Origin of the sequence: Acinetobacter terrae, from assembly GCF_002135195.1 — a bacterium.
Taxonomy (GTDB): domain Bacteria; phylum Pseudomonadota; class Gammaproteobacteria; order Pseudomonadales; family Moraxellaceae; genus Acinetobacter; species Acinetobacter terrae.
The window spans coordinates 61417-76267 of the sequence record NZ_NEGF01000011.1 but is presented as its reverse complement, the minus strand read 5'-3'; the positions used below and the strand labels follow the sequence as shown (position 1 = coordinate 76267).

Annotated in this window: 18 protein-coding genes; 4 read left to right on the top strand and 14 right to left on the bottom strand. The window is 39.9% G+C overall.

What is annotated here, in order from left to right; genetic code table 11:
- Window positions 1-16: 16 nt before the first annotated feature.
- The 3 genes from B9T23_RS12250 (at window position 17) to B9T23_RS12240 (ending at window position 2938) form a co-directional block, all read left to right on the top strand.
- Window positions 17-1300, top strand: coding sequence for a ribonucleotide-diphosphate reductase subunit beta (locus tag B9T23_RS12250; protein ID WP_067726456.1), 1284 nt, complete (start codon window positions 17-19; stop codon window positions 1298-1300).
- 112 nt (window positions 1301-1412) lie between these two features.
- Window positions 1413-2171, top strand: a complete 759-nt coding sequence (locus tag B9T23_RS12245) for a DUF3800 domain-containing protein (RefSeq protein ID WP_086194293.1) — start codon at window positions 1413-1415, stop codon at window positions 2169-2171.
- Window positions 2172-2332: 161 nt separating this feature from the next.
- The gene (locus B9T23_RS12240; protein WP_086194292.1) at window positions 2333-2938 is read left to right on the top strand and encodes a DUF805 domain-containing protein; all 606 of its coding nucleotides are present in this window, start codon (window positions 2333-2335) and stop codon (window positions 2936-2938) included.
- Window positions 2939-2983: 45 nt separating this feature from the next.
- Here B9T23_RS12240 and B9T23_RS12235 read toward each other — a convergent pair whose 3' ends face one another.
- The 8 genes from B9T23_RS12235 to rutD all read right to left on the bottom strand — a co-directional run bounded on the left by B9T23_RS12235 (window position 2984) and on the right by rutD (window position 10055).
- Window positions 2984-3397, bottom strand: coding sequence for a TM2 domain-containing protein (locus B9T23_RS12235; RefSeq protein WP_213033041.1), 414 nt, complete (start codon window positions 3395-3397; stop codon window positions 2984-2986).
- A 241-nt stretch (window positions 3398-3638) separates the two neighbouring features.
- A complete protein-coding gene (locus tag B9T23_RS12230; protein ID WP_086194291.1) occupies window positions 3639-4511 on the bottom strand; it encodes an NAD(P)-dependent oxidoreductase in 873 nt (290 codons plus the stop codon).
- 9 nt (window positions 4512-4520) lie between these two features.
- Window positions 4521-5876: a pyrimidine utilization transport protein G gene (gene rutG, locus B9T23_RS12225; RefSeq protein WP_086194290.1), complete on the bottom strand. Its 1356-nt coding sequence runs from the start codon at window positions 5874-5876 to the stop codon at window positions 4521-4523.
- A gap of 33 nt (window positions 5877-5909) precedes the next feature.
- Window positions 5910-6419 (bottom strand): NADH-dependent FMN reductase RutF, encoded by a 510-nt coding sequence (gene rutF / locus B9T23_RS12220; protein WP_228145929.1) that lies wholly within the window; start codon window positions 6417-6419, stop codon window positions 5910-5912.
- Window positions 6420-6588: 169 nt separating this feature from the next.
- Window positions 6589-6969, bottom strand: a complete 381-nt coding sequence (gene rutC, locus B9T23_RS12215) for a pyrimidine utilization protein C (RefSeq protein ID WP_086194289.1) — start codon at window positions 6967-6969, stop codon at window positions 6589-6591.
- A gap of 19 nt (window positions 6970-6988) precedes the next feature.
- Complete coding sequence (gene rutB / locus B9T23_RS12210) at window positions 6989-7750, bottom strand: pyrimidine utilization protein B (RefSeq protein WP_086194288.1); 762 nt, start codon at window positions 7748-7750, stop codon at window positions 6989-6991.
- Window positions 7747-8862 (bottom strand): pyrimidine utilization protein A, encoded by a 1116-nt coding sequence (gene rutA / locus B9T23_RS12205; RefSeq protein WP_086194287.1) that lies wholly within the window; start codon window positions 8860-8862, stop codon window positions 7747-7749. The genes rutB and rutA overlap by 4 nt, the downstream gene beginning before the upstream one ends.
- Before the next feature lie 380 nt (window positions 8863-9242).
- Window positions 9243-10055 carry a pyrimidine utilization protein D gene (gene rutD, locus B9T23_RS12200; protein WP_086194286.1) on the bottom strand — a complete coding sequence of 271 codons (813 nt, stop codon included), beginning with the start codon at window positions 10053-10055 and terminating at the stop codon, window positions 9243-9245.
- Between the two features lie 431 nt (window positions 10056-10486).
- On the opposite strand from rutD, the gene B9T23_RS12195 reads away from it, so the two are divergent.
- Window positions 10487-11083, top strand: a complete 597-nt coding sequence (locus B9T23_RS12195; RefSeq protein WP_086194285.1) for a hypothetical protein — start codon at window positions 10487-10489, stop codon at window positions 11081-11083.
- A 38-nt stretch (window positions 11084-11121) separates the two neighbouring features.
- Here the strand turns inward: B9T23_RS12195 and lysM are convergent, their stop codons facing one another.
- The 6 genes from lysM to B9T23_RS12165 form a co-directional block, all read right to left on the bottom strand.
- Window positions 11122-11604, bottom strand: coding sequence for a peptidoglycan-binding protein LysM (gene lysM / locus B9T23_RS12190; RefSeq protein ID WP_086194284.1), 483 nt, complete (start codon window positions 11602-11604; stop codon window positions 11122-11124).
- Between the two features lie 201 nt (window positions 11605-11805).
- Complete coding sequence (gene acpP / locus B9T23_RS12185) at window positions 11806-12042, bottom strand: acyl carrier protein (RefSeq protein WP_004651013.1); 237 nt, start codon at window positions 12040-12042, stop codon at window positions 11806-11808.
- A gap of 86 nt (window positions 12043-12128) precedes the next feature.
- Window positions 12129-12863 carry a 3-oxoacyl-ACP reductase FabG gene (fabG, locus tag B9T23_RS12180; RefSeq protein ID WP_067726478.1) on the bottom strand — a complete coding sequence of 245 codons (735 nt, stop codon included), beginning with the start codon at window positions 12861-12863 and terminating at the stop codon, window positions 12129-12131.
- Entirely contained in the window at window positions 12860-13846 is a 987-nt protein-coding gene (fabD, locus tag B9T23_RS12175) for an ACP S-malonyltransferase (RefSeq protein ID WP_086194283.1), read from the bottom strand. Before fabD ends, fabG begins: the two co-directional genes overlap by 4 nt.
- A gap of 158 nt (window positions 13847-14004) precedes the next feature.
- Window positions 14005-14187 (bottom strand): 50S ribosomal protein L32, encoded by a 183-nt coding sequence (rpmF, locus tag B9T23_RS12170; RefSeq protein ID WP_067726483.1) that lies wholly within the window; start codon window positions 14185-14187, stop codon window positions 14005-14007.
- 77 nt (window positions 14188-14264) lie between these two features.
- Window positions 14265-14822, bottom strand: a complete 558-nt coding sequence (locus B9T23_RS12165) for a YceD family protein (RefSeq protein ID WP_004695347.1) — start codon at window positions 14820-14822, stop codon at window positions 14265-14267.
- Between the last annotated feature and the right edge of the window lie 29 nt (window positions 14823-14851).

The window sequence follows — 14851 nt, the reverse complement described above, 5'->3', positions numbered from 1 at the left end:
CGAAGAGAGAATTGATATGTCTATCCTAAGTTGGGACGATTTCGAAGATGATTCGCAAAAACCGGCTGCACCTGAACTCAAGTCTGCGCCCGTCGAGCCGCAAAAAGCGACTCATACACAAGTGGTATCTGATGCACAACCATCAGCGTCGGATTTGGGTGCTGCACAACCCGCTAGAACCAGTCAAGGTCGAACAAAACATTCAGCCGATTCGTTGGCAAGAGCATCTGCTGCCTTAGAAACACTTGATGTTGCGCCAGGCTTGGAAGAGCTTGAAATGGGCGCGCAGCGCGTACAAGTTGACGATAAAGCAATGATCAACTGTCGTGCTGACTTGAACCAGCTTGTTCCGTTCAAATACGAATGGGCATGGCAGAAGTATCTTGACGGTTGTGCCAACCACTGGATGCCGCAAGAAGTTAACATGAACCATGACATCGCGCTTTGGAAGTCTGAAAATGGCTTAACCGAAGATGAGCGTACGATTGTTATGCGCTCGCTCGGTTTCTTCTCGACTGCCGATTCATTGGTTGCAAACAATTTGGTATTGGCGATTTACCGTCACATTACCAACCCTGAATGCCGTCAGTACATCTTGCGTCAAGCATTTGAAGAAGCGATTCACACGCACGCTTACCAATACTGTATCGAATCTTTAGGTATGGATGAAGGCGAAGTCTTCAACATGTACCGCGAAGTACCGTCAGTAGCTCGTAAAGCGGCTTGGGGCTTGAAATATACTCAATCTTTAAGTGATCCTACTTTCAAAACAGGCACACCTGAAAACGACCAGATCTTGCTTCGCAACTTGATCGCGTTCTACTGTGTACTTGAAGGGATCTTCTTCTACTGTGGTTTCAGCCAAATCCTGTCTATGGGTCGTCGTAACAAGATGAACGGTGTTGCTGAGCAATTCCAATACATCCTGCGTGATGAATCTATGCACTTGAACTTTGGTATCGACATGATTAACCAAATCAAGAATGAAAACCCTGCTCTGTGGACAGCTGAATTCCAAGAAGAAATCATTCAAATGATTCTTGAAGGTACAATGCTTGAAATTGAATACGCACGTGACACCATGCCACGCGGTGTATTGGGCATGAATGCTGCAATGATGGAAGAATACTTGAAGTTCATTGCAAACCGTCGTTTAGCGCAACTTGGCTTGCCTGAACAATTCGCTGGTGTGAACAACCCATTCCAGTGGATGTCAGAAATGATGGACTTGCGTAAAGAGAAAAACTTCTTTGAAACTCGCGTAACAGACTACCAAACTGGTGGCGCGTTAAGCTGGTAAGTTAATTATTACTCGTTAAGCATTTGAATTAGGGGGAGATTTTCTCCCCCTTTTTTATCCTCTGTAAGAAATTATTATTAATACTTTTAAAATCATATAGTTGAGAAAAATAATGCCAGATTTTAATGCATATACAGTTTTTGTTGATGAAAGTGGTACAGATAATTTAAAGAATTTTAAAGATGAAGATCGGTATTTTGTCCTCGCCTTTTGCATCTTTGATAAAAACTATTACAGCACTAAAGCCGTACCTACTTTTCAAAAACTGAAGTTTGAAACTTTTGGTCATGACCAAACCATTATCCATGGATATGACATGATGAATTGCATTGGTGATTTTGAGTGTCTACAAGATAAAAAAATTCGTACGATTTTCTTAGATCGACTAACAGAAATTATTGAATCAACGAATTTTATTCTGATTTCGACTGTAATAGATAAGAAGAGGCTTAAGGAACAGTACATTGAACCTCAAAACCCCTATGAATTAGCATTAAAATATTCTTTAGAAAGACTCTACAACTTTATGAGGGAAAGAAAACAATTAAACAAATTGACTCATATACTTATCGAAAGCAGAGGAAAACAATCCAATTTAAAATTAGAAGAAGCATTTAATAAAATACGAAGTGGTAAAAACTGGAAACAAGAAAACTTCCCTTTCGAAATAGAGTTTATAGATAAAAAATCAAATTCTACGGGTTTACAATTCGCTGATTTAGTAGCCGACCCTATTCGATCGCAACATTTAAGACCCCATAAACCTCATCCCAATTTTAAAACCTTAGAACCCAAGTTTTATTGCAAAGGCGGAAGAAATTGTACAGGTACTAATTTTCATGGATATGGCTTAAAGGTTTTTCCTAGTTAATAGAAATCCCGCTCATTAGCGGGATTTTTTTGTTAAAAAAACTTTATTAATACAACAACATAAAAACAAATAATATGTTTATTTTTTAAACTGTTTTACTATTATAAAATTGAACAACAATACTAAATGACGACTTAATATCCATAAAAATAGAGGCTAAAATGAAAGGGCAAATTCTAGATTTTTCAATCCAAACCAATACAGGCATCATCAGTGGTGATGACCAAAATCGCTATCACTTTACCGGTGCAGAATGGCGAGGTCAGCGCCCTCCTTCACGTGGAGAACATGTCGATTTTAATATTGACACTGCCGGCAATGCTACCGAGATCTACATTGTAGTAGACCAGAATCCGATCATTCAAAACCTGTCCCAACAACTCGACAAAATTTCAAATCTGAATCAATCTGAAGACCAATTCAACATGATTGACTGGTTTGTAAAATGTTTAAAAAATTATGTCACCTTTGAGGGACGTGCGCGACGTAAGGAATTTTGGTTCTTTGTACTGGTTTCTTTCATTTTAGGCATTATTGTACAAATGATTGATGCGATATTAGGTACGCATCAAACTTTAAATGGTTTATTAAATCTGGCCTTACTCCTCCCTAGCTTGGCTGTAGGTTCTCGTCGTCTACATGACACAAATCGATCGGGTTGGTGGCAACTTCTTATCCTGACTGTTATTGGAATTATCCCTCTCATTATCTGGTGGGCTTCAGATACCAAACGGGAAAATAATCAATGGGGACAACCTGCTAAATAAAACAGACAAAAAAAGGGCGATATCGCCCTTTTATTCAATCAAAATTTAGCCATATTTTCGGGCAAAATCTTCATCTGAGGTACACAAGTAAATAATAAACTCGATGAAAGCCACCAAGGCTGGAATAAAGGTCCAGCAGAAAATCAGATAAACAATACCCCAGCCGATTTGTCCCAAATAAAATTTATGAACACCGAAGCTGCCGAGGAAAAAAGCCAAGATTGCTGCAATAATCCTGTTTTTATCGCCCACTTGAATTGGAAATACTAAAGGTGAACTCAGGATATAAATGTCATTGGCCTGACCTGTTCCATCCACGGTGAAATCAACTTTTTGACCCCGTGCAGGTGGAACTTGCCCACGCCAGTGCGCGCCAGAAAATTGATAACGGTTTTGATCATCACCACTGATCACTCCCGAATTGGTCTGAATGGAAAAATCCAATATCTGCCCTTTCATAAATACCCTTAGTTTTCTTTATATTTGTTTTAAATTATAGGTTTAATTGGCTGAATTTAAAACAAATATCAACAACCCAATGTATTCGAACAGGACTTAAAATACTTGTACTTATAATCTTCTCTAAATATTTTATAAAATAGTCCAACTAAACAACTTCATTACAAAAGCACTTCAAACAAAAACTCGGACTTTTCAATCCGAGTCTTTAATGAATAATTTAATCTGACGAGCTATATATTTATCGCAACTCGATTTGATTGATTTTTTCTAAACCTTGTACAGCAGCAGAAAAATCCAGTTGACGCGCAGATTCCTTCTCAATTAAAGCAAATTGCTCCTGAATCAAATACATACTTGGCAGCTTCAAAGATTCCTCCTCAATCAAATCTACCGCAATTCCGATATCTTTCTGTAATAAATCCAAAGCAAAGGTTTTATCAAAACTTCGGTTTAATACACGTTGCCCCATAATATTTTCGGAGATACTGCTTTTTCCACTGGAGTGATTAATACAATTCAAGGCAGCCGTTAAATCGACACCTTTCGATTTCAAAACGGTTAGACCCTCTGCCAAAGCCCATAAATGGGTGGCCATCAAGGTATTATTAATGGCTTTTACCGCAAAACCTGAACCACTTTCCCCGACATATTCAATTAAACCTGAAAATGCAGCAATGATCGGTTTAGCTTTTTCAAAGGCATCAACATCACCACCGATCATGACGCTTAAAGTGCCCTTTTCCGCACCGATCGTTTGACCTGAAACCGGTGCATCCAGATATTCCACACCCAATTTCTTCAGGTTTTGACTTAAAATTTGAGCCGATTGTGGAACACCACTGGTGCAATCAATCCAGATACTGCCTGGCTTGGGTGGATGCGTTGCAATCAATTGTTCTACATCTGCACTGGTCGGTAGGCAAGAGAAAATAAAATCAGCCTGTACCGCTTTTTCTATATCTACAGATTGGGTTTGAAAGGTAATCGAATGATGATCTGCTTTAGACTGGGTTCTGTTCCATACCCAAACTTCATGTCCAAGTTTAGGAAGATGGGAGGCCATATGCCATCCCATTGCCCCGAGTCCAATAAATGCAATTGTATGACTCAAAATAAACTCCTATTGATTGACTGCGGGTGTAACTGAACTTTCTGTATTTTCACCGACTGAATTGCTTGCGTCTTCCCCGCGATTTAAAAACAGGTTAAGGGCAATCGCAGCTAAAGTTGCAGTTCCAATACCGCCTAAATCGAAGATACCAATTTTCAAGCTGAAGTTACCTGCACCCATAATCAGGCTGACCGCAGCAATAATTAAAGTGCTGTTTTTGGTGAAATCTATTTTGTTATCAATCCAGATTTTTGCACCGGCCACAGTAATCAAACCAAACACCATGATGGATGCACCGCCCAATAATGCCACTGGAATGGTACTGATCACGGCACCAAATTTAGGTGAAAGACCAAGTAAAATCGCGAACACACCGGCAATGACAAACACCGTCGTTGAATAGACTTTAGTTACCGCCATCACGCCAATATTTTCTGCGTAAGTGGTCATACCTGTACCACCCACCGATGCTGACATTGATGTACATACACCATCTGCAAAGAATGCACGGCCCATATACGGGTCCAAGTTCTTGCCGGTCATGCCTGATACCGCTTTAAAGTGACCCAGGTTTTCAGCCACTAAAATCAGTGCAACGGGTGCAATCAATAAAATGGCATTGGCGTTAAAAACAGGACTATGGAAAGTTGGAAGACCAATCCAGGCAGCTTCAGAAATGACGCTAAAATTAATCGGCGTACCGAAACCCATGACATTGGTCATCAGGAAATAAATGAAATAGGCCGTGACAATACCGAGTAAAAGCAATAAACGACGCACCATCCCGCGGGTAAACACCGCGACCATGCTAATACATATAATGGTGACGACCGCCATCCAGGTATCGAATGAACTTGCAGATACACTTTTAATGGTCACTGGCGCCAGATTTAAACCAATGATCATTACAATTGCACCAGTCACAATCGGCGGCATCAGTTTTTCAATCCAATTGGTACCGGTTTTCATGACAATCAAACCGATGCCTGCATAAATCAAACCACAGACGATGGTTCCACCCAGCGCTAAAGCAATATTGGGATTAGACCCTGCACCGGCATAACCGGTTGCCGCGGCGATTGCACCAATAAAAGCAAAACTAGAACCCAAATAACTCGGCATGCGCCCGCCGGTAATCAAGAAAAATAAAATGGTCCCGATCCCGGTAATTAAAATGGTCAAGTTCGGATCAAAACCCATCAACAAGGGTGCAAGCACCGTTGCGCCAAACATTGCAAAAGCATGTTGTAGCCCTAAAACAATGCTTTTCCCCGCAGGTAAATATTCATCCATTTGGACGGGTGTTGTATCTAAATTGCCTTGGTAAGGCTTAAATTCCGGAAACCACGATTCTTTTTTTTGCATGGGTTTCCCCTCCCCTAAATTAGGAATATTGGATTAGTTCATGGGTTGTGGCTCGCAATACGCACGATTGAAATACATCAATGCATTCATACCTTTATTTTGTTTCATGGCTTTGACCTGACAAATCAGTACATCGTGACTGCCGACCGACATGCTTTGCACCACCTCACAATCAAACGAAACCAGTGCATCAGCTAAAACTGGTGCTTGGGTGATCAGTGTTGACCATTTACCACGCAAGAATCGTTCCGACATGGGTGTTTTTCCACCAAAAACATTCGATAATTCAGTTTGATGCGTTGCCAGCGTATTTACGCAAAGTACTTTATTGGTTTTAAAAGTTTCAAATACTGAGGCTGAACGGTTTAAACAGACCAACAAAGTCGGTGGTGAATCGGTGACACTACACACTGCAGAAGCGGTAAAACCTGCCTGACCCGCTGCACCATCTGTAGTAATCACATTGACGGCTGCACCCAAATTGGACATGCCCTGTCTAAAAGTCGCCTGATCAATTTCGGTATGCGCTTCATGAGCAGTCATTTGAAAACTTTGCGCATGTTGTACTAAATCTTTTGCAGATTGAACTGCCATGATTTTGCTGTTCATCACCACCTCCATCACTGAAATTCGATTATTCATCGTTGAATTCAAATTTCAGTTTTGTCCTTTATTGATATCATTTACATCTGTTTTTTGAGAAGTTTTTAAATTAAACATGGGCAATAGATGCGATTTCAACTAAAGCATCCGGTTTCACCAAGCTTGTTTGTACGCAATAGCGTGCCGGTTTATCACCCGGAAAATACTCTGCATAGACAGTATTAATCGCAGCATAATCTGCCCAGTCTTTGACAAAAACATGATTAAAGGTTACGTCATCCATCGTCCCACCCGCTGTTTCAATGACTTTTTTGATGGTTTCCAAAATATGACGGGTTTGTGCAGCAGCATCACCGACATGCACTAGATTGTTATTTTCATCAAAAGCCAATGTACCCGACACATAAACAATATTGTCCGCTTTGGTTGCAGGTACGTACGGTGCCAATGGTTTTCCTGTTCCTGCGGGTAAAATAATTTCTTTCGGCATGATGTTCCCCTATAAAGTTTTAAGCTAATTTTTCTAAAAGATTGGAGTTGGTTTGAAAGGTTTCGACAAAGTTTGCTGTGTCCGACACCCATCCAAAGAAGGTTTTAATGTTATATAAACTGGCTTCATGCGCTTCCCCCGGCCCAGCCTGATAACAGGCATCTCCTAGGGCTACGCCAAAATACTCCAAGAAAAAACCATCTCTTAAGGTTGATTCCACACAAACATTGGTGGCAATCCCGACAAAAACCAGATTCCGAATGCCTTTACTGCGGAGCATGCTGTCCAAAGCGGTATTAAAGAAACCGCTATAACGGGGTTTTTCAATCACGATGTCTTGAGCTAAAGGCTTGAGTTCATCAATCAGCTCAAAGTCCCAGCCGCCTTTCGCGAGTAACTTTCCTTGTAATTCAGGATGCTTACGCATGGTTTTTAAGGCATTGGATTTATGAAAATTAGGGGAATTGATACCACCCGCTTCTACATACTGATCATCCCAGCCATTTTTGAAATAAATCACGTGAATACCGGATGCATGCGCGGCATCGACTGCTTTTTTAATGTTCTCCACTACAGGTTTGGTTTTTGAAACATCAAAACCCGCCAAGTCTAAATAGCCGCCTTTTGAGGTATAAGCATTTTGCATATCAATCACGATTAATGCGGTTTGCTCAGCTGCAAGTTGAATGGCCTCAGGTTCTGCCTTTAACACTTTTCCGGTGCCAGCGGCTTGAGTAAATCCTGCACAAACCACATTCTCTAAAGATTCATTGGTATTCATGCTGACTTCTCCAAAACTGAAACTTGAGTTGCTTCACCTTCAACCACAATATGCTCACGGCATTTCATGAGTGGTTGAATTTTTTGACCAAAATCTTCTACGCCTTGAATAAAATCATCAAAAGTTAAAAGAATGCCTTCAGTTCCTTCAATTTCACCAATTTCATCCAGCATGCTTGCGACATTTTCAAAAGAACCGACAATGGTGCCCATATTGATATTGACGGGTGACACACTGGATGCCATTTGACGAATATTGGTATCTGCACCGGATTTGGTATCTTTACCGCCTTGGTTCATCAGCCAGTTAATCGCCTCGACATCTGCCCCATCGTTATAGCTTTGCCATTTTGCAAAAGCTTCTTCATCGGTCTCTGCTGCAATCACCATAAAGAGCACATAGGTTTGCACATCGCGGCCGGTTTTATCGGTATGTACCTTTAAGCGATCATTGATGTCTGCATAAGCTTTCGGAGTATTTAGACCTTTACCAAAGACAAAGTTGTAATCTGCATATTTAGCCGAGAACTCCAGCCCCGTATCGGATTGCCCTGCACAAATGATTTTCATATCGGCTTGTGGAACTGGACTCACGCGGCAATCATCCATTTGGAAATGTTCGCCTTTAAAGTCCGATTTTCCAGTCGCCCAAAGCTCACGTAAAATTTCGACATATTCAGATAAATAGTCATAACGTTTCGCAAAGTATTCATCACCCGGCCACATGCCCATTTGTTTATATTCAGGCGCTTGCCAGCCAGTCACCACATTTAAACCAAAACGCCCATTTGAAATGGAGTCAATGGTAGATGCCATACGTGCCACAATTGCAGGCGGCATCACCAAAGTCGCCGCTGTGGCATAAATTTTAATTTTGCTGGTCACTGCAGCAAGGCCAGCCATTAAAGTAAATGTTTCGAGGTTATGATCCCAAAATTCGGTTTTCCCGCCAAAGCCACGCAGCTTGATCATGGAGAGAGCAAAGTCGAAGCCATAATGTTCTGCACGTTGCACAATTTGCTTGTTCATTTCAAAACTAGGTTTATATTGGGGTGCATTTTCAGACAGTAACCAGCCATTGTTTCCGATTGGACAAAAGACGCCTATTTTCATTATTAACACCTCATTTTTACCATTTGGTTATAAACTTGCTTCAAGCAATTAACTTGATTTTTATAATTAATATTTAGCAAATGCTGTGCCAATTTTATTTAATATATAATTATCAATAATTTATAAATATATTATTTTAACAAACAGTAAAATATAAAAGAAAAATCATGCACTGTTATGGCGATAATGGCTCCAAAAAAATGCACAATTGTTAAAATCAGCAACTCAATTTTGATCAATACCAGATTTATTTTTATGAAAAAATGAATTAAAAAAAACCGCGATATTAAAATCACGGTTTGTTGAAATAGGATAAAAAAACCTTGTGCATATTTCTAAAAAATAAAAGTTTTAGCTGTAGATTTACTCACTCAACACTATTAAGAGGCCACTTTTAAAAAATGATTTTGGAAAAATTGAAGCATGGTTTTATTCAATAATTCAGGCTCTGTGACCGTGGATGCATGTGCTCCTGAAGCAAGAATACTAAGTTGTCCATGACCAAGCGCGTTCTTTAAATCACTCGACTTGTGGACGGGCACTAAAAAATCATCTTGATTGGCTATGAAGTGTAATTGGCAATGCTGCAATGCCTGTATGTGCTGTTCATTGATGCTAAATTTCTGTGCAGCCTCAATGCGCTTCAATACATTTTGGGTCGGTGGAAAATCTTCGAGTTGAATATTTTCTAAGGTCTTTAAATGTGCATGATTTTTTGAAATCCAGACTGGCGGATAAAGAAATAATCCCTGCGCTCGCACATAGGCTTCAGCACCTGCTGACTTTAATAAATGAAGACGAGCTTCAAAACATTTTTGGGTATGCGGGTCGAGTTCATTCCATGAATTGATGCAAGTTAAACTTAATAAGTTGTTTTTAGATGTCCTTATTAATACAGCCAGTTCTGCCCCGATAAATCCGCCAATAGCATGTCCAATAAAATGAAAATCCTGAATTCTTTCTAATTTTATAATTTCTATTAACTGTTTTGCCAGATCGGTAATTGCATACTCCTCTGGTAAAAGAGCGGAATCTGCATGACAACCTTCTTGATCATAACTCAGCACATGAAAATACTGGGTTAATGTCTCAATTTGAGGTTTCCAAAAACTTGCATGACCGCCCAAACCTGAAGATAAAATTAAATACTCAGCTGCTGAATTTCCTGTACATCGATGAATTTGATAGCTCATTTTTACCATTCATTAAAATAAATTTAATAAGAAACAGCAAAAATTGTGCCTGAAAAAAATTACATAAATTTAGATTAGATAATCAATATCAAGTCCTGATTACAGTGAAATCTAGAAAAAAAATATATAAAACAAGAAAGAGTAAAAATTTGAATCTAAAAAACTGCATAACAAGATTTACTTTCATACTCATATCTACAACAAAAATAGCTAAACCCAAGTCAACCCAAAAACTTAAAATAGATGAATACAAGAAAGACAAATATAAGAAAATAATGTGCTAAAACAAGCGTTAAAAAAACCAAAATGCAACTTAATTGGAGTCAAATTTTATAACAATCCTAAGCACTCTCTGCCACGTAATGGGACAGTAAGTGTGCTAGAAATAGCAATCACACCCTGTCTATACTTTTCTTGAAAGGTGAGGATTCATGGACATAGCAACTGAATATCCCCTATTTCAATGTCACTATCTGCCGCGTTATTTCATTGGCCTGATCTTCATCCCTGCCCTATTTATTGTTTTAGCGCAGCACTCACTCAATAACTTCAATATGGTTCAAGATTTTGGTAGTCTGATTCAGTATTTATTAGATCAATCCCTGTCGGGATGGTTAATGGTATCGCTCATCATTATGCTGGCTTATATTGCCATGAACATGAAACTTGTGGTCACTAGCCAGACAATCTCCATACAAAGTATTGGAATAAAGCTCAATAGCATGGTGCAGCGTAATACGCTGTTCAAAACCCAACTTTATTCCTCACATGCCTCAAAGTATCGTCTGCTTAAACCACTTACAATAAAAGGATTAAGCCAACAACAGTGGAAAACGTGCAGTATCGGCTTTATTTTAAAACCTGAATTTCGCAAGCAATATAAAATGGCACATATTGATCTGAATATGTTGAATAAAGACAACCGACGACAACTGATCCAGATTTTAGTGCAGCACTATCATTTAAACCCTAAAGTTTTTTTAGGTAGAGAACAACTTGCCAGACGGAAACTACAGCACAAATTTTAATAAAAAAGCGCTCATAGCGCCTTTTTACCTATCCAACATTAAGCTGGAATACGAAGTACTTGTCCTGGATAAATATCATCAGCATCTTTTAACAAAGGACGGTTAGCTTCAAAAATTTTGTTATATTGATTTGTATCACCATAATGTTCTTTTGAAATTTTAGACAAGGTATCACCAGATTTAACCGTATAGAATTTACTTTCTGGTGCAGGAGTTGCTACTGTCATTTGATCATCAACTTTTGCGACATGATCAACATTTCCGACCGCCAATACAATCTTTTCACGGTCTGCTTGGCTTTGCACTTGCCCTTTAATGGTCGCCAGATCAGAAGTGCCATTATAACTCACAGATAAGCCGGTTACAGGCAGGCCCAAAGCTTTGATATGTCCGAGTAGTTTATTTGCAATTTCTTGTGCAGATGGCTCTGCGGGAGTAGTTGAAGCTGCTGGAGTTGCCTGTGGTTCGGCTGGTGCTGTATTCTTCTTACCAATACCTTTTACAAAATCAAAAAGACCCATTTTATTTCTCCATATTGTTATTTATGCTATTTAAAAAAATAGTGTTCTATTTTTATACCTAAAATTTATATAAAAGAAAGGTTGTCTTTGGTGAACCAAACGTAACGATCTGTAATGAAGGCTGTTTAAAACAGTTTTGATTTTCCAATAAAAAAGCCACCTAAAAGGTGGCTTTCATTTTCAGCAAAGCTGAAACAACAATTAACCTAGTTTCTTAGAAACATAGTCAATCGCTGATTGAACAGTTGTGATTTCGTTAGAATCTTCATCAGGGATAGTGATGTCAAAATCATTTTCGAAAGACATAACAAGCTCAACTAAGTCCAAAGAGTCAGCACCTAAGTCATCCATAAAAGATGCTTCGTTTTTAATCTCTTCAGCTTTAAGACCAAGTTGTTCTGCAACCGCTTGTTTGATACGTAGTTCGATATCGCTCACAGGAATTCTCCTCATTGCTTGTGGCGTTTTTAATGCCGTTAGTTTAATTGAATATCTAATTTTTTGAAAGTTTATACATCAGCTAATTAGCTCATGTACAAACCGCCATTCACATGTAAAACAGTACCAGTGATATAACTTGCCTTCTCGCTAGCCAGAAAGCTCACTGCATTTGCGATATCTTGTGGATCACCTAAACGGTTCAATGCCACTTGTTCACTCATTTTCTTGCGAATTTCTTCACTTAACTGTTCTGTCATTTCTGTTGCAATAAAACCTGGTGCAACAGCATTCACCGTAATTTGGCGACTACCCATTTCTTTTGCAAGGCTACGACCAAACGCTTCTATGCCTGCTTTTGCGGCAGAATAGTTGGCTTGTCCCGGATTTGCAAAGTGGGCAACGACAGAACTGATATTAATAATGCGTCCAAAACGTGCTTTGGTCATGCCTTTTAAAACACGCTTAGATAGACGATATACGGCTTTCAGATGAATATTGAGAATATCATCCCAGTCATCTTCAGACATACGTAGTAACAAATTATCTTTGGTAATTCCCGCATTGTTCACAAGTGCAAGAACAGGACCATATTTTTGTTCAATATCTGTAACTAAAGCATCAATGGCAGTCGCATCACGTACATCAAGTACTGCACCCGCACCATTTTCAGCAAAGTCTGCAGATAATTTTTCTGCGCCTGCTTCGGAAGTTGCCGTACCAACGACAAAATAACCGTCTTGAATGAGTTGCTGAGCAATGGCTGCTCCTATCCCTCTGCTCGCACCTGTTACCAATGCGACTTTACGTTCTTGTGTCATGCAATTTTCCCTTCAGCCACTAAAATGGCATTTAGTGCATCTTCCAAACGACTTTTACTGTCGAGCGGAAATGCTTTTTCGATATTTGGTAAACGCTTAGCAAGATTGGCAAGGACATTACCCGGGCCACATTCAACCACATATTGCACACCTTGATCTTGCAGGTATTGCATGGTCTTGGTCCATTGCACAGATTGATACAATTGTGCAGTCAATGCCTGACGAACTCCTGCTACATCAGTTGCGATTTCCGCGTTGACATTTTGTATTACAGGAAGGCCTGGTAGCTCAATGGCAGTTTGTTCCAAAGCTGCTGCAAACTTTTCAGCCGCAGGTTTCATCAATGAACAATGTGATGGAACAGAGACCGGTAATGCAATCGCTTTACCTGATTGTTCTTTTGCTGCAGCCATTACCGCTTCTACAGCTTCTTTATCACCGGCAATAACCACTTGACCTTGTGCATTGTAATTTGCGGCTTCTACTGAACCGTTCGCTTGTGCATTGACTTGCTCACAAAGCTCAATCACTTTCGCATCTTCCAGACCTAAAATAGCCGCCATTGCGCCCTGTCCTTGAGGAACAGCTTCTTGCATGAGTTTGCCACGCAAATTCACCAGTCTCACTGCATCACCAAGGCTCATCGCCCCTGCAGCAACCAGTGCGCTGTATTCACCCAGTGAGTGACCTGCGAGATATTTTGGTGCAACACCACCCAATTCCAACCACATGCGCCATAAGGCGATACTTGCAGTCAGCAATACAGGCTGTGTAAATTCTGTTTGGTTTAACCCTTCACCACTTTGAGCAATGTGCCATAAATCAAAACCAATCGCTTCTGAAGCTTCAGCAAAAGTTTCTTGCACACCACTAAACTGTTCTGCAAGTTCAGCCAACATGCCAACTTTTTGTGAACCTTGACCAGGAAAAACAAATGCAGTTTTTGTCGCTTGAGCTGCTTGATCGAGTCGTTTAGCAGACATATAAAAATCCTTTCATGAGTCTAAGCTCGTTTACGAAGCGAAATTTAACACTTAATTTTTGTTTTGGTAATTGCCAAATACAACAAAAAATGGCGACAAAAAAAGGGAGCTTACGCTCCCATTTTTTCTACTAAGCTTGACGCTTAATACATCGAAAATTATTCAGCAGATGCTTTAGCGAATAATTGACGACCACGGTAGAAACCATCTTTAGTTACATGGTGACGACGGTGAGTCTCACCTGTAGTTTGGTCTACAGTTAATGCATTCTCGGTTAAAGCGTCATGTGAACGGCGCATGTCACGGCGAGAGCGACTTTTACGGTTTTGCTGAACGGCCATGATGGCTCCTTACAAAGATCGAAAAAATGGATCAGAACAAATTCAGTTGTCTTATACTTTACAGTATAACACAAAAATTAGTTAAGTTTACCCTTCAAACCTGCCAAAACATCAAACGGATTATCCCGTTTTTCTTCGGCAATGTCTTCATCGGCGGGTTGATGCTTATGCACACAAACGTCATGCTTGGGAGACAAGGGCATCAACAATAACAATTCATCTTCTATCAGTGCGAGTAAATCAGCTGACGCAGGCGCATCAATGCTGCCTTTAGTCGTTGCTTCACTTTCACCAAAGACGATGAAATCAGCATCCTCATCCAAGCGCTCTATCAGTGATTCATCATCTATAAGCGCTAAATGGAAATCTGAAACAAGATCAATTTCAACAGTCTGCAGACAACGCTGACATTCCATTGGGACTTTTGTTTCAACATGACCATCTAACCATACGATACGATGATACGCATCCATTGATAGCTTACAGTCTATGTTAATCAATTGATCATCAATTGATCCAACAGCTTCACGGGAAATGCGAACAAAGCGAGACAATGGCAGGGTACCTGACCATGTAAAGCCTTGTTCAGCCCATTTAAACGGCTCAATCTGTGCCGGAAAGGTATTTGCTGACATAATTAAGGCGGCAATTCTACAAATTCATC